General features: G+C 64.3%; 14 protein-coding genes. 4 read left to right on the forward strand and 10 right to left on the reverse strand.

Annotation, left to right across the window (positions count from 1 at the left end):
- Positions 1-449: 449 nt before the first annotated feature.
- The 3 genes from XpruCFBP8353_RS00200 to grxD are packed head-to-tail and all read right to left on the reverse strand — an operon-like array spanning position 450 to position 2,106.
- On the reverse strand, positions 450-1,049 hold the full coding sequence (locus XpruCFBP8353_RS00200; protein ID WP_064508074.1) for a YhgN family NAAT transporter: 600 nt from the start codon (positions 1,047-1,049) through the stop codon (positions 450-452).
- Positions 1,046-1,789: an SDR family NAD(P)-dependent oxidoreductase gene (locus tag XpruCFBP8353_RS00205; RefSeq protein ID WP_101361414.1), complete on the reverse strand. Its 744-nt coding sequence runs from the start codon at positions 1,787-1,789 to the stop codon at positions 1,046-1,048. Before XpruCFBP8353_RS00205 ends, XpruCFBP8353_RS00200 begins: the two co-directional genes overlap by 4 nt.
- Positions 1,786-2,106 (reverse strand): Grx4 family monothiol glutaredoxin, encoded by a 321-nt coding sequence (grxD, locus tag XpruCFBP8353_RS00210; RefSeq protein WP_101361415.1) that lies wholly within the window; start codon positions 2,104-2,106, stop codon positions 1,786-1,788. The genes XpruCFBP8353_RS00205 and grxD overlap by 4 nt, the downstream gene beginning before the upstream one ends.
- Positions 2,107-2,227: 121 nt before the next feature.
- Between grxD and XpruCFBP8353_RS00215 the strand changes: the two genes are divergently transcribed.
- Entirely contained in the window at positions 2,228-2,806 is a 579-nt protein-coding gene (locus XpruCFBP8353_RS00215; RefSeq protein ID WP_101361416.1) for a superoxide dismutase, read from the forward strand.
- 137 nt (positions 2,807-2,943) lie between these two features.
- Here XpruCFBP8353_RS00215 and XpruCFBP8353_RS00220 read toward each other — a convergent pair whose 3' ends face one another.
- Positions 2,944-4,089, reverse strand: coding sequence for a 5-(carboxyamino)imidazole ribonucleotide synthase (locus XpruCFBP8353_RS00220; protein ID WP_101361417.1), 1,146 nt, complete (start codon positions 4,087-4,089; stop codon positions 2,944-2,946).
- On the reverse strand, positions 4,086-4,589 hold the full coding sequence (purE, locus tag XpruCFBP8353_RS00225; protein WP_101361418.1) for a 5-(carboxyamino)imidazole ribonucleotide mutase: 504 nt from the start codon (positions 4,587-4,589) through the stop codon (positions 4,086-4,088). The genes XpruCFBP8353_RS00220 and purE overlap by 4 nt, the downstream gene beginning before the upstream one ends.
- A gap of 58 nt (positions 4,590-4,647) precedes the next feature.
- Here purE and XpruCFBP8353_RS00230 point away from each other — a divergent pair, with 58 nt between their 5' ends.
- The 3 genes from XpruCFBP8353_RS00230 (at position 4,648) to XpruCFBP8353_RS00240 (ending at position 6,917) form a co-directional block, all read left to right on the forward strand.
- Positions 4,648-4,917: a Trm112 family protein gene (locus tag XpruCFBP8353_RS00230; RefSeq protein ID WP_017156105.1), complete on the forward strand. Its 270-nt coding sequence runs from the start codon at positions 4,648-4,650 to the stop codon at positions 4,915-4,917.
- Entirely contained in the window at positions 4,914-5,801 is an 888-nt protein-coding gene (gene nadC / locus XpruCFBP8353_RS00235; RefSeq protein ID WP_101361419.1) for a carboxylating nicotinate-nucleotide diphosphorylase, read from the forward strand. The genes XpruCFBP8353_RS00230 and nadC overlap by 4 nt, the downstream gene beginning before the upstream one ends.
- Positions 5,802-5,864: 63 nt before the next feature.
- The gene (locus XpruCFBP8353_RS00240; protein WP_101361420.1) at positions 5,865-6,917 is read left to right on the forward strand and encodes a DUF2272 domain-containing protein; all 1,053 of its coding nucleotides are present in this window, start codon (positions 5,865-5,867) and stop codon (positions 6,915-6,917) included.
- Positions 6,918-7,201: 284 nt separating this feature from the next.
- Here XpruCFBP8353_RS00240 and pnp read toward each other — a convergent pair whose 3' ends face one another.
- The 5 genes from pnp to infB all read right to left on the reverse strand — a co-directional run bounded on the left by pnp (position 7,202) and on the right by infB (position 14,160).
- The gene (gene pnp, locus XpruCFBP8353_RS00245; RefSeq protein WP_101361421.1) at positions 7,202-9,316 is read right to left on the reverse strand and encodes a polyribonucleotide nucleotidyltransferase; all 2,115 of its coding nucleotides are present in this window, start codon (positions 9,314-9,316) and stop codon (positions 7,202-7,204) included.
- 167 nt (positions 9,317-9,483) lie between these two features.
- Positions 9,484-9,744: a 30S ribosomal protein S15 gene (gene rpsO, locus XpruCFBP8353_RS00250; RefSeq protein ID WP_003485583.1), complete on the reverse strand. Its 261-nt coding sequence runs from the start codon at positions 9,742-9,744 to the stop codon at positions 9,484-9,486.
- 156 nt (positions 9,745-9,900) lie between these two features.
- A complete protein-coding gene (gene truB / locus XpruCFBP8353_RS00255; protein WP_101361422.1) occupies positions 9,901-10,827 on the reverse strand; it encodes a tRNA pseudouridine(55) synthase TruB in 927 nt (308 codons plus the stop codon).
- A 79-nt stretch (positions 10,828-10,906) separates the two neighbouring features.
- Positions 10,907-11,299, reverse strand: coding sequence for a 30S ribosome-binding factor RbfA (gene rbfA / locus XpruCFBP8353_RS00260; protein ID WP_010371223.1), 393 nt, complete (start codon positions 11,297-11,299; stop codon positions 10,907-10,909).
- Between the two features lie 143 nt (positions 11,300-11,442).
- Positions 11,443-14,160: a translation initiation factor IF-2 gene (infB, locus tag XpruCFBP8353_RS00265; protein ID WP_162300907.1), complete on the reverse strand. Its 2,718-nt coding sequence runs from the start codon at positions 14,158-14,160 to the stop codon at positions 11,443-11,445.
- Positions 14,161-14,213 lie beyond the last annotated feature (53 nt).

The raw sequence follows: 14,213 nt of genomic DNA on the forward strand, positions 1-14,213 counted from the left end.
CGCTGCAACATGAACTGCGCAGGCGATGGCGTAATCGCCAGATTGCGCAAGGTCCCAGCGGGATAGCGACCTGTGTCGCAGCTTTACAGCAGTTGAAGCACGCGGAAAGGAGCGTAGCGATCAAACGGCTGCATTCGCGTATCGCATGCGCGCGGCGCATGTCGACGTCACATGCCGCTTGCGCTTCGGAATATGACACCCAACTGCGGCGTTGCCGAAACGAGCAGACGTACCTCAAGACGGTGGCAAATGGCGAACAACGACCTCGTCTCCACCACCCGCCACGGCAGCCTTGTCGACTTTTGGCGATCTGTTGCGCTGGTCATCGGCCTGCGCCTTGGGCAGTGAGCACAGGAACGCAGGGCAAGCATGGGGTGAGAACCACCCCATCGGTGCACGCTCCCGCACGCACGCGACAGTCCCAGGGAATCCCCTCTCCCAGCAGCGCGTCAGATCGATACCGGCAGCTTGAAATACGTACCCAGGCCATCCAGGAACATCTGTACCGAGATGGCGACCAGCAGCATGCCCATCAGGCGCTCGATGGCCGTCAGGGCGCGGTGTCCGAGCAGTTTGTACAGCAGCGGTGCGGAGGCGAGGATCGACGAGGCGCCGATCCAGGCGATCATCAGCGCCAGACTCCAGTCCCAGAGCCGCGTGGGCTCGTTGCTGCCCATGAGCATGACCGCAGCCATTCCGGACGGGCCGGCCACCAGCGGGATGGCCAGCGGCACGATGAAGGGCTCGCCGTCGGGGATTTCACCCATCAGACCTTCAGGCCGCGGGAAGATCATGCGGATACCGATCAGGAACAGCACGATGCCGCCGGCGATGGCGACCGATTCCTGGCGCAGATGCATCAGCTCCAGCGCGTACTTGCCGCCCCACAGGAACGCCATCAACACACACAGGGCGATCAGCAGTTCACGCGCAAGCACGAAGCGCTGGCGCTTGGGCGGCAACGGTTTGAGAACGCTGAGAAACACCGGGATGTTGCCCAGCGGGTCGAGAATCAGAAACAGCAGCAGCGCCGCTGAAAGAATGGTCATACCGACGGACTCCAGATCGCACCGCGATGTGTCGCCCCAGCAGCTGACAACACGCTGACGCATGCAGGTGCGTAACGTGCGGCATCGACTGCGCTGCTGTCTTCGTGATGGGTGAAAGCGCGTGCGCGTAATGCGGTGCGCATCGGGCCGGGCTGCAGACCGCTGATGCGGACAGGGCCAGCGGCAGTTTCGTGATGCAAACTCGCGATCAGGCCACGCTGCGCATGCTGGGCGGCGCCATACGCCCCCCAGTAGGCCTGGCCGACGCGCGCCGGGTCGTCCACTACAAATACCACTGCCGCGTCGTGCTGCTGGCGCAGTAGCGGCAAGCATGCCTGGGTCAGCCACGCGCGCGCAGTCAAGTTGACGTGCAAGGTGCGCGCGAAATCCGCAGGTGCGGCGAGTTCGGCTGGCGTCAGGCCGGCAAAGTCGGCGGCGCAGTGCAGCAGGCCTTGCAGACCACCGAGCTCAGCCTGCAACCGTTGCGCAAGTGTGGCGTAGTCGTCCGGCGTGGCGCCGGCCAAATCCAGCGGATACAGCAGCGGCTCGGTACCCAGCGCTGCAACCGCGTCGTACACGCGCTCCAGCGGGCGCAGCTTGCGCCCAAGCAAGACCACCGTGGCGCCCGCGGCTGCGCATGCCTGCGCCGCTGCGGCGCCGAGGCCGCCGGCAGCACCGGTGATCAGCACCACGCAACCCGACAAGGCCGCTGTTTGAGGCTGGGCCTGTGCCGCATTCACGGTTGGTACGCCTCGCTGACGATGCGCTTGAGCTCGCCGGCTTCAAACAATTCCAGCGTGATGTCGCACCCGCCGATCAGTTCGCCATGAATGAACAATTGCGGGAAGGTCGGCCAGTTGGAATAGCGCGGCAAATTGGCGCGTATCTCCGGCTCTTCGAGCACGTTGACCGTGCGCAGCTGATCTGCGCCGGCGGCTACCAGGGCCTGCACAGCGCGACTGGAAAACTCGCACATCGGGAAGTGCGGGGTGCCTTTCATGAACAGCACGATCGGGTGTTGTTCGACTTCGGCCTGGATCCGTTCCATCACCGGCATTGGACTCTCCTGACTGGGAGCGGCAGGCCCGACCGCCGGGTCGGATAGACTTCCGCAAAGGCGCGCATTGTAAGCCTTCAACGCGACCTGTCGCCGCACTCCCTTCGCTGCCCTTGCCATCATGCCGATCGAACACCTTGCACTGCCCTACTCCCGCACTGCCCTGGAGCCGCATCTGTCCTCCGCAACACTGGAGGCGCACCACGGCGTCTGTCACCGCAGCGAGGTGGAACAGCTCAACGCGCGCATCGAAGGCAGCGAATTTGCCGAGCTGACGCTGGAAGAGATCATCGCGCAGGCGCAGGGCACGCTGTTTCATCTCGCCGCGCAGGTGTGGAACCACAATTTCTACTGGCAGTGCCTACGTCCGCGCGCTGGCGGCGAGCCGCTTGGACAGCTGGGCGACGGCATCGCCAAATGCTTCGGCGACTTCGTGCATTTCAGACAAGAATTCAATCGCGTGGCCTTGACCAGCTTCGGCTCGGGCTGGGTGTGGCTGGTGCAGCGCCCTGACGGCGCGCTGGCAGTGGTCGCCACACCCAATGCCTCCACCCCGCTGACCGGGCCGGACATTCCGCTACTGGCTTGCGACATCTGGGAACACGCGTATTACCTGGACTACCAGCAGGATCGCGCGCGCTACCTGGATGCTTTCTGGAAGCTGGTCAACTGGGATTTTGTCGCAAGCCGGCTGGGCTGACCACCCAGCGTCCGTTGGCAGATGGGGACTGGCTCATCTGCCAACGAAATTGCCGAGCGTTTTCGAACCCGGCACCAGCGCGTCATTGCGGGAAACGCCTTACACAGCGCTGACTCACCGCCGATGCGCTGCCCGCATCAGCCTTCGTTCAAGCGCGCAATCACCGGCAGAACTTGCGCATCGCGCAGCAACGCCGCACCTGCATCGCTCACCGACACTGCAAGCGCCTGCGTTGTCTCCGCACGCAGCGTCGCGTGCCCCACCTTGCGACCATCGCGCGCTTGCTTGCCGTAGTCGTGCCAATGCCCGCCCGGCACTGCCAAAAATGCGCCAGCGTCCGGCATCGCGCCCAGCCAGTTGAGCATGCAGGCATGCCCGCGCATCGCGGTGCTGCCGAGCGGCAAACCGAGCACCGCGCGCACATGATTTTCGAACTGCGAGGTCTCGGCACCTTCGATGGTCCAGTGCCCGGAGTTGTGCACGCGCGGCGCCATTTCGTTGGCAAGCAGCTCACCGTCGCGCACGAACAGTTCCAACGCAAACACGCCGACATAATCGAGCTTTTCCGCTATTGCACGTGCATGCGATTCCGCCACGGCCTGTAGTGCCGTATCCACGCTTGCAGGTGCCAGGCTGGCCGACAGCACACCGTCCACGTGCCAGTTTTCGGTCAACGGCCAGGCGCGGAATTCACCATTGCGCCCGCGTACCGCGACCACGCTCACCTCGCGCTGAAACGGCACAAAGGCTTCCACGATCAATCCGACGTGCGCTGCCTGCGCGCCGAGTGCATCCCACGCTGCATCGGCATCGGCGAGCGTCTTGATGCGGAACTGGCCCTTTCCGTCATAGCCGAAGCGGCGCGTCTTCAGCACGCACGGCGTGCCGATACGCGCGAGCGCTGCATCCAGGCCGGCCCGGTCGTCGATCGCGGCAAACTCCGGTACCGGAATGCCGAGCTCCCGGAACAAGGTTTTTTCGGTGAGCCGATCCTGCGCAACTGCGAGCGCAGCCGGACTCGGGTACACCGGCACCTGCGCGGCAAGTTGCTGCGCGCTGGTGGCCGGCACGTTCTCGAAGTCGAAGGTGATCACATCCACCTGTTCGGCGAATGCGGCAAGTGCCGCAGCATCGTCGAACGCACCAACCTGCAGCGGCGCCACCTGCCCCGCACAGGCGTCGGCCGCCGGATCGAATACCGCAAAGCGTATGCCTAGCGGCGCACCGGCCAGCACCAGCATGCGCGCCAGCTGGCCGCCACCGAGAATGCCGACAGTGCTCATTGGCGCGGGTCGTCGCTGGCCATCACATCGTCGGTCTGCTTGGCGCGGAACTGCGCCAGCGCCTGACCGATCTGCGCCTGCTCCGGCGCCAGCATCGCTGCAGCGAACAAGGCGGCATTGGCCGCACCGGCATTGCCGATCGCAAAGGTGGCCACTGGAATGCCGGCTGGCATCTGCACGATCGACAACAGCGAATCCATGCCGTTGAGCGCCTTCGACTGCACCGGAACGCCGAGTACCGGCACGGCGGTCTTGGCCGCCAGCATGCCCGGCAGATGCGCCGCGCCGCCGGCACCGGCAATGATGGCGCGCAAGCCGCGCTCGCCGGCTTGCTCGGCGTAGGTGAACAACACATCCGGGGTACGGTGCGCCGAGACCACCTTGACTTCGTACGGCACGCCCAGCGCGTCGAGCTTCTGAGCTGCGTGTTGCATGGTCTCCCAATCCGAACGGGAGCCCATCACGATGCCGACCAGCGGCGCGGAGTGGTTGGAGGTCATGGCCCTGCCCTGCGGTAAAGACGTATTCTAGCCAATCTCCACGCAAGACAAGACTTCGATGGATCGCAAATTGCTCGACCTGCTGTGCTCGCCCGACACCCGCCAGCCGCTTTCGCTGCTCGACGGCAAGGGCCTGGAAGCACTCAACGCCGCCATTGCCGGCGGAACCCTGCAGCGCGCCGACGGCGCCGCACAAACCCAACCGCTGCGCGAAGCGCTGATCACCCGCGACCGCAAGCAGATTTTCCGCGTCGACGACGGCATCCCGGTGCTGCTGGCCGAAGAGGCTATCGCTACCGCGCACATCGCCGACTTCCCCGAGAAGTGAACCTCCCGGTGCACACCAACGTGCCGGTCGCGCCGCCCGCCGAATCGATCGAAGCCGATGTGGCGCGCGCCCTGGCCGAAGACATCGGCAGCGGCGATGTGACCGCCGCGCTATTGCCCGACCAGGCAGACAGCGCGTACCTGCTGTGCAAACAGGACGCGGTGATCGCAGGCCGCCCCTGGTTCGATGCCACCCACCGCGCGCTCGACCCGCAAGTGCACATCGATTGGCAGGTACACGAAGGCCAGCACGTGGCTGCCGGCACGGTGCTCGCGCTGCTGCAAGGGCGCAGCCGTAGCCTGGTCAGTGCCGAACGCACTTCGCTCAATTTCATGCAGACGCTGTCTGCCACGGCCACCACCACTGCGGCCTATGTGGCTGCGGTGGCCGGGACGCATGCGCGCATCCTGGACACGCGCAAGACGCTGCCAGGCCTGCGCGCCGCGCAGAAATACGCCGTGCGCTGCGGCGGTGGCGACAATCACCGCATCGGTCTGTTCGATACGGTGATGCTCAAGGAGAATCACATCCGTGCCGCCGGGTCGTTGAGTGCTGCCGTGCATGCCGCACGCGCGCAGCAACCGCAGCTGCCGCTGGTGGTCGAAGTGGAAACGCTGGAGCAACTGCATGAGGCACTGCAGGTTGGCTGTACGCGCATCCTGATCGACGACTTCGACCAAGCCATGCGCCGCGAAGCGGTGCGTATCGTTGCCGCATTGCCACCCGAACGACGCATCCCGTTGGAAGTCTCCGGCAGCGTGGATCTGGCCGGCATTGGCGTAATTGCCAAAGACGGCGTGGACTGCATTTCGATTGGTGGGCTCACCAAGCACGTGCAGGCAGTCGATCTGTCGCTCAAACTCGGCCCGCCGCCAACACGCTGATTTCACGCGTGCGCGCAGCCGGCTCTGGCAGCCTGCTGCGATTGTTTCCGTGCAGGATCTGCAATGACCGTAAAACCTTGGCCGTGGCTCTGCTTATTGCTGGCAGGTGCTGGAAGCAGCGCTGCGGCTGCGGAAGTGTGCGATATCCCGCCACGGTTCGGCACCAGCACCGCTGCCATCGCCATCGTGCGTAATGCCTGCAATGAGCACCGTTTGTGGCAGCGCCCGTTTATCGATGCCAAGGGTCGCGTGGCCAGCCTGGGCGTCACCGAAGCCGAATCGGGTTATCTCGCCGACCACGGTCTGGTCGCCTGGCAGCGCGTTGCAGGCTACTGGCGCGACAGCGGCACACTTGCATCGATGGGCGGCCGCCCCGGCGCATCGAGCTGCGCGGCAGTGGATGGCACGCGCTACACCGCCAGCGACTGCCGCGCGTTTCTGATCGACAACCCATGGTCGGCCGCTTTCATTTCCTGGGTGATGACGCAGTCGGGGCTGAGCGGTTTTCATCGTTCCGCACGCCATCTGGATTACATCCGCAGCGCTTACAACGACGGCGCCACTGGCCCGTACCAATTCACCGATCCGGCGGTCGAAAAGCCCGCGCCGGGCGATCTGCTGTGCCTGCTGCGCGGACGCAGCGCCGCGCTGGGTTATGCCGGCCTGAAGGCTGCGCTCGGCGGCAGCACACCGATGCCGTGGCAATCGCATTGCGACGTGGTGGTGGCCGCCAACGTCGGCGGCGATCGCACGCTGTACTTGATCGGCGGCAATGTGTTCAACACGGTGATGATGCGCAAGATGCCGCTGGATCGCGCCGGTCGCGTGGTGTTGCCGACGCCGCAATCGGACAGCAGCCAGGACCCGAACGAAGACAGCCTGGGTATTGCCAGCGAGTGCACGCCAGCGCATGAAGAGTTGTGCGATTTCAATCGCCGCGACTGGGCTGCACTGCTGAAACTGCGTCCTGATGCGGCAGTGGTTGCGCCGCCACCGACAGCGCCACTGCCGACACCCAGCATCACGCCTGCAGAACACACGATGCCCCCAGGCTTTCCGCTGGTCGTACCGCCGCGTCCGGAAACGCAGCCTGTGCCACCGCAACCGCAGGGATAGGTTGTAGCGGTAAAGCCTCTCTCCCGTCGGGAGACAGGCTTGGGGGGTGAGCGCGACGCCATCGATTCACTTCTGCTGGCGCGTGGCGACGCGTTCGGCCGTCGCGGCGGTGATATCTCCCTGCGGCGCACCTTCATCCGGCACTGCGCGCCCCCTTCGCCCCCATGAAGGGGGACACTGTCCCGATGGGAGAAGGAATCGAGCAGTGATCGCACACAACAAAAAAGCGGGCCGAAGCCCGCTTTTTCGTCATGCATCACAGCTGACGCATTAGGCAGCAGCGGTTACTCGGCCGAAGCCGGAACGCCTTCGCCTTCTTCCACTGCCTTGATCGACAGACGGATGCGGCCCTGCTTGTCCACTTCCAGCACCTTGACGCGGACCAGATCGCCTTCCTTCAACTTGTCGCCGACCTTCTCCACGCGCTCGCTGGAAATCTGCGAGACGTGCACCAGGCCATCCTTGCCCGGCAGGATGGTGACGAACGCACCGAAGTCCATGATCTTGGCGACCTTGCCTTCGTAGATGCGGCCCGGCTCCACGTCCGAGGTGATCTGCTCGATGCGCGACTTCGCAGCTTGCGCAGCAATGGCGTTGACCGAGGCGATGATGATCGTGCCGTCGTCCTGGATGTCGATCTGCGTGCCGGTTTCCTTGGTGATGGCCTGGATGGTCGAGCCACCCTTGCCGATCACTTCGCGGATCTTGTCCGGGTGGATCTTGATGGTCAGCAGACGCGGCGCGTAATCGCTCAGTTCCTGACGCGGCGTGGTCAGCGCATGCGCCATCTCGCCGAGGATGTGCAGACGGCCGGCCTTGGCCTGCTGCAATGCCTGCTTCATGATCTCTTCGGTGATGCCTTCGATCTTGATGTCCATCTGCAGCGCGGACACGCCTTCGGCAGTACCGGCCACCTTGAAGTCCATGTCGCCGAGGTGATCTTCGTCACCCAGGATGTCGGAGAGCACGACGAAGTCGTTGCCTTCCTTGACCAGACCCATCGCGATACCGGCGACCGGTGCCTTGATCGGCACACCGGCGTCCATCAGCGCCAGCGAGCTACCGCAGACCGATGCCATCGAAGACGAACCGTTGGACTCGGTGATTTCCGAGACCACGCGAATGGTGTACGGGAATTCTTCCAGGCTCGGCATCACCGCCAGCACGCCGCGCTTGGCCAGACGGCCGTGACCGATTTCGCGACGCTTCGGCGCACCGAAACGACCGCACTCGCCCACCGAATACGGAGGGAAGTTGTAATGGAACAGGAAGTTTTCTTTGTACTCGCCCGAGACGGCGTCGATGACCTGCCCGTCGCGTGCGGTACCCAGCGTGGTGATCACGATCGCCTGCGTCTCGCCGCGGGTGAACAGTGCCGAACCATGGGTACGCGGCAACACGCCAGCCTTGGCGCTGATCGGACGCACCGTATCCAATGCACGGCCGTCGATACGCACCTTGGTGCTCAGCACCGAGCCACGCATGGTCTGGTATTCCAGCTCGCCGAATTCCTTCGACAGATCACCGGCAGCCCAGCCTTCGATCGTGGCGCGCGGCGCCAGCGCACCCAGCACATCCTTCTTGATCGCCGAAATCGCATCGCGACGCTGCAGCTTATCGCGCACCTGGAACGCCGAAGCGAGCTGGTCGCCCACTGCTTCCTTCAGTGCGGCGATCATGCCGTCGTTCTTCGCCGGAGCGACCCAATCGGACGGCTTGGTGCCGGCCTCGACGGTCAGCTCGTTGATGATGTTGATGACTTTCTGCATTTCGCGATGGCCGAACGTCACCGCGCCCAGCATCACTTCTTCTGACAGCAGTTCGGCTTCGGACTCGACCATCAGCACCGCATTGGCGGTACCGGCCACGACCAGCTCGAGCTGAGAATCCTTCAGCTCGGTCACGGTCGGGTTGAGGATGTATTCGCCATTCTTGTAACCGACCTTCGCCGCAGCGATCGGGCCGTTGAACGGGGTGCCGGCCAGCGACAACGCGGCCGATGCGCCGATCAGCGCAGCGATATCGCCGTCGATGTCCGGGTTCATCGACATCACGGTGGCGATGATCTGCACTTCGTTCTTGTAGTCCTCCGGGAACAGCGGACGGATCGGGCGATCGATCAGGCGCGAGATCAACGTTTCCTTCTCGGTCGCGCGTCCTTCGCGCTTGAAGAAGCCGCCCGGGATGCGGCCGCCGGCGTAGAACTTCTCCTGATAATCAACCGTCAGAGGAAAGAAGTCCTGCCCTTCGCGCGCGCTTTTGGCGGCGACGGCGGTGACCAGCAGTACGGTGTCGTCGAACTTAACGATGACGGCACCGCCTGCCTGGCGAGCGATTTCGCCCGTCTCAAGGGTGACGGTGTGCTTGCCGTACTGGAAGGTTTTGGTGATTTTTGCCACGGAGGTTTTTTCCCTTAGGTGTTGCTGTCTGCGTTGGACCGTCGTCGACCCATGCCGAGAACGGGCGGCCGGGAGGCTCCGGCCCAAGATTGCGTGTTGCGAAAAACGGAGTGCGATGACCAAAACAAAACCGCGGCGCATCGCTGCGCCGCGGCGGTAGGACTCGATTAGCGGCGCAGGCCGAGCTTCTCGATCAAGGACTTGTAACGCTCGTTGTCCTTCTTCTTCAGGTAGTCGAGCAGGCTGCGGCGACGGTTGACCATCTGCAGCAGACCACGACGGCTGTGGTGATCCTTCTTGTGGGTCTTGAAGTGACCGGTTAGCAGCTCGATACGTGCGGTCAGCAGAGCGACCTGCACTTCCGGCGAACCGGTGTCCTGGGCGCTGCGCTTGTTGTCTTCAATAACTTTCTGGGTGTCGACAGACATGATGTTTTCTCGATAGATGCGTGGTCGACAGGAACGTGCATGACGCACCGTCGGACTCGCCGTTTGCTTGGGATGAGCGCGCTTGGCGCTGAGGTGCCCCGAGCGGGGCCGCGAAATTGTACCGTTGCGCGGCCCAGGGAACAAGTTGACAAAATCTTAACAGACTGAAATCCCGTTCAGTCCATTGAACAATCGCTGTGGCGACAAGCGCCCGTCCGCATCCACCACGCCTAGGCCTGAGGGGCTTCCGTCCGGTCCGAACACGGCCACCTGGCCAGTCGGGAATGCGGTATCGCGCAAGCGCTGGCCCATGCGAAAACGCGCGGCGAGGGTCTCATCGAGCACGATCCGCGCAAAATCGGCCAGACCAGCCTCGATCGGCAGTAACAATGACTGCGCTTCTGCGCCTGCCTCCAGCGCTGTCGTCAACGCCTCCAGCGTGATCATTTGCCGATCGCGAAAGGGCTCCACCCAGAGCCGACGCAACGAGGCGATATGCGCGCCGCAGCCCAGCACTTCGCCGAGATCGCGCGCTAGGCTGCGGATATACGTCCCCGAGCCGCAGGTCACGCGCAGTTGCAGACGCGGCGCGCAGTAGCCCAACACCTCGATCGCCTGCACCTGAACCTCACGTACCGGCGCCTCGATGGCTTCGCCGCGCCTGGCCTTGGCATAGAGCGGCTCGCCGCCCTGTTTAAGCGCGGAATAGATCGGTGCCTGCTGCTGGATGCGGCCGATGAAGGGCGCCAGCGCCGCCTGTAGATCGGCCTCGCTCACGTCGGGCACCGCACGTTCACGCAGCGGCTCGCCGTCGGCATCGTCGGTATCGGTGGTGACGCCCAACACGATCTGGGCGTCGTAAGCCTTGGCCGACCCAAGCAGCAGTCCGGCGATCTTGGTCGCTTCGCCAAAGCACAGCGGTAGCAGGCCCGTGGCCAGCGGATCCAGGCTACCGGTATGGCCACCCTTCTCTGCGCGCAATAACCGGCGCGCGGCCTGCAATGCGTTGTTGGAACTGAGCCCGGCCGGCTTGTCCAGCAACAGGATGCCGTGCAACGGGCGGTAGACGATGCGGGGTTTCAAAAGATCGGTGCTCGAATCGGGCGCTGTGCGGGCCCGCGGGAATCAGGGCCGAAGCAGAGGCGGCAGGCCGTGACAGCGCTCAGCGCTGTTCGGCGTCTTCGTCGCTGGACGTGGCCTCGGGGCCGACGTCGTCCAGGTCACGCAGCAGATTGTCGATGCGTTCGCCACGATCGACCGAATCGTCGTAATGGAAATGCAGCTCGGGCACGTGGCGCAGCTTCATTGCGCGCGCCAGCTGCGTGCGCAGCTGCCCGGCGATTTCCTTGAGTCCCTTGACCGCTTCGGCCGAACGTTCCTGCTGCAGCGCGGTGACGAACACCTTGGCATGCGCCAGGTCGCGGCTGATTTCGACGTCGGAAACGCTGACCGACGGCAAGCCGTGGTCGCGCACGGCCGCGTGCACGATCGTGCCGAGGTCGCGACGCACCTGCGCAGACACGCGGTCGGTGCGATGGAATGATTTGGTTGCCATGGTCGTGGACCTTGTTGATTCGGAGGGCCAGTCGGCACCGAAGCCAAAAACAAACGCGGGCGGCCATGCCGCCCTCGCCTTGCAGAACCTGCGTTGGACAACTCCGCAGGGCGGAGTCCGGGGCCCGCAGGCCCCGTCAGCCGTTACAGCGTACGGGCGACTTCGATACGCTCGAAGCACTCGATCTGGTCGCCAGCCTTGACGTCGTTGTAAGCCTTCACACCGATACCGCATTCGGTCCCGTTGCGCACTTCGTCGACGTTTTCCTTGAAGCGACGCAGCGATTCCAGCTCGCCTTCGAACACCACGACGCTGTCGCGGAGCACGCGGATCGGCTTGCTGCGCTTGACCACGCCTTCGATGATCATGCAGCCGGCAACCGCGCCGAACTTCGAGCTGCGGAACACGTCGCGGACCTGCGCGATACCGATGATCTCTTCGCGGATTTCCACGCCGAGCAGACCGGAGGCCACCTGCTTCACCTGGTCGATCACGTCATAGATGATCGAGAAGTAACGCAGATCGATACCGTTGGATTCGACGATCTTGCGCGCCGATGCATCTGCACGCACGTTGAAGCCGATGATGGTGGCCTTGGAGGCCGCTGCCGAATTGGCATCGGACTCGGTGATGCCGCCCACGCCGGAGTGGATCACGTTGATGCGGATGTCGTCGTTGGACAAGGCCACCAGCGACTGCTTGAGCGCTTCCACCGAACCCTGCACGTCGGCCTTGATCACCAGGTTCAACACCTGCTGACCCTCGCCCTTGCCCATCTGGGCCAGGATGTCTTCCATGCGGTTGGTGGCCGAGGCGACCAGACGCGATTCGCGGCGCTTGGTTTCGCGCTGCTGCGCCACGTCCTTGGCCAGACGCTCGTCGTCGACGACCACGAAGTCATCGCCGGCTTCCGGCACGCCGGACAGGCCGAGCACCTGCACCGGGATCGACGGGCCCGCCGAGGCCGGCTGATGGCCGGTTTCGTCGAACAGTGCACGCACGCGGCCGTACTGAATGCCGCACACCAGGTAGTCGCCACGCTTCAGCGCGCCCTGCTGCACCAGTACCGTCGCGACCGGGCCGCGGCCCTTGTCCAGCGACGATTCGATCACGGTACCACTGGCGCGGCCGTCGGCCACTGCCTTGAGTTCCAGCACTTCGGCCTGCAGCGAAATCGCGTCCAGCAGCGTGTCCACACCGGTACCGACCTTGGCCGACACTTCGATGAACTGGGTATCGCCGCCGAACTCTTCGGCCACCACGTTTTCGGCCAGCAGCTCGTTCTTGACCCGCAGCGGATCGGCGCCGGTCTTATCGATCTTGTTGACCGCCACGATCAATGGAACGCCTGCCGCCTTGGCATGCGCGACCGCTTCCTTGGTCTGCGGCATCACGCCATCGTCGGCTGCAACCACCAGCACCACGATGTCGGTGATCTTGGCACCACGGGCACGCATCGAGGTAAACGCGGCATGGCCGGGTGTATCCAGGAAGCTGATGACGCCACGATTGGTTTCGACGTGATAGGCACCGATGTGCTGGGTAATGCCGCCGGCTTCGCCCGAGGCGATCTTGGTGCGACGGATGTAATCCAGCAGCGAGGTCTTGCCGTGATCGACGTGACCCATGATGGTGACCACCGGCGGACGCGAGGTGGTGTCGCCCTGCGCGTCTTCGGCATGCGCCAGCAGCGCGTCCTCGAAGTCGGCATTGTCGGCACGCACGGCCTTATGGCCGAGTTCTTCGGTCACCAGCGCAGCGGTGTCGTGATCGATACTCTGGGTGATGGTCGCCATGACGCCCATCTTGAACAGCGCCTTGACCACGTCGCCGCCCTTGAGCGCTAGCTTCTGCGCCAGGTCGGCCACGGTGATGGTCTCGCCGATCGCCACTTCACGCACCACCGGTGCGGTCGGACGCTCGAACCCGTGCGGGCCACTATTGCTCTGGTTGCTGCCGCGACCGCCATCGTTGCCACGGCGCGACGACGACGAACCGGGACGGCCGGTCGGCTTGCCACGCACGTTGGAACGACGCGCACGATCGGCCGCAGACAGGTGCAGCTGACCGGCAAAGCGCTTGGTCGCATCGTCGTCTTCGACGCCAGCCACCATGACGTGCGAACCGCGCGTCTTGTGTTTGGCGGCGTTGTTGCGGTCGTCCGGACGAGCAGGCGTGGCCGGACGCGAGGCAGGCGATGCGCCACCTGGACGCGAAGGACGCGGTGCGGAAGACGGCGACGACGGTGCACGTGCAGCAGGCGCTGCGGCAGACGGCGTCGTCGGGGCAGCAGCAACCGGGGCCGGCGCACTGGCAGCCGCAGCGGCCTCCTCGGCAGCCTTGCGCTCGGCCTCTACGCGGTCCTTGGCGGCCTGCTCTTCGTCGCGCTTGCGCTGGATTGCTTCGTCGCGCACGCGGTCGCTTTCGGCCAGACGCTGCTGCTCGTCGAGGTTGCGCTTACGCGACTCCTCGAGCTTGCGCAGGATGTCGGCGCGCTCTTCGTCCGGCGTCATCGGCGCGGCACGGCCGCCGCCTTCGTTTTCGGACTTCACGTAGGTGCGCTTCTGCCGCACTTCCACGTTGACCGTGGTCTTGGTGCGGCCGGCGTTGACCGTGACTTCCTGCAGCTTGCGCCGATTGAGCGTGATCTTCTTGGCTGCCTCGCTCGCCGCTTCGGCGGGCGTGTCGGCCTTGCCATGCGTGCGACGCAGGAAGCCAAGCAGTTTCATCTTCTCGGTGCTGGTCACGACCTGGTCGGGACCGCTGAACTTCATTCCGGCCTCGGCCAGTTGAACCAGCAGTTTATCGACCGGCGTATTGACCAGTTCGGCAAGCTTGCGGATGGTGGTTTGCTGCGACATTCGGATCCTATGATCTGGTTGGCGCCCCCTCGCCCAGAGCAAGGGAAACGCTG

This window comes from Xanthomonas prunicola (genome assembly GCF_002846205.1).
Lineage (GTDB): Bacteria > Pseudomonadota > Gammaproteobacteria > Xanthomonadales > Xanthomonadaceae > Xanthomonas > Xanthomonas prunicola.

Excerpts from the sequence above, each read along its gene's own strand:
- XpruCFBP8353_RS00215 (WP_101361416.1), top strand. The coding sequence starts at position 2,228 with ATGCCGATCGAACACCTTGCACTGCCCTACTCCCGCACTGCCCTGGAG.
- XpruCFBP8353_RS00230 (WP_017156105.1), top strand. The coding sequence starts at position 4,648 with ATGGATCGCAAATTGCTCGACCTGCTGTGCTCGCCCGACACCCGCCAG.
- XpruCFBP8353_RS00240 (WP_101361420.1), top strand. The coding sequence starts at position 5,865 with ATGACCGTAAAACCTTGGCCGTGGCTCTGCTTATTGCTGGCAGGTGCT.
- infB (WP_162300907.1), bottom strand. The coding sequence starts at position 14,160 with ATGTCGCAGCAAACCACCATCCGCAAGCTTGCCGAACTGGTCAATACG.
- XpruCFBP8353_RS00220 (WP_101361417.1), bottom strand. The coding sequence starts at position 4,089 with ATGAGCACTGTCGGCATTCTCGGTGGCGGCCAGCTGGCGCGCATGCTG.
- grxD (WP_101361415.1), bottom strand. The coding sequence starts at position 2,106 with ATGCCGGTGATGGAACGGATCCAGGCCGAAGTCGAACAACACCCGATC.
- rpsO (WP_003485583.1), bottom strand. The coding sequence starts at position 9,744 with ATGTCTGTCGACACCCAGAAAGTTATTGAAGACAACAAGCGCAGCGCC.
- XpruCFBP8353_RS00200 (WP_064508074.1), bottom strand. The coding sequence starts at position 1,049 with ATGACCATTCTTTCAGCGGCGCTGCTGCTGTTTCTGATTCTCGACCCG.
- rbfA (WP_010371223.1), bottom strand. The coding sequence starts at position 11,299 with ATGGCAACCAAATCATTCCATCGCACCGACCGCGTGTCTGCGCAGGTG.
- purE (WP_101361418.1), bottom strand. The coding sequence starts at position 4,589 with ATGACCTCCAACCACTCCGCGCCGCTGGTCGGCATCGTGATGGGCTCC.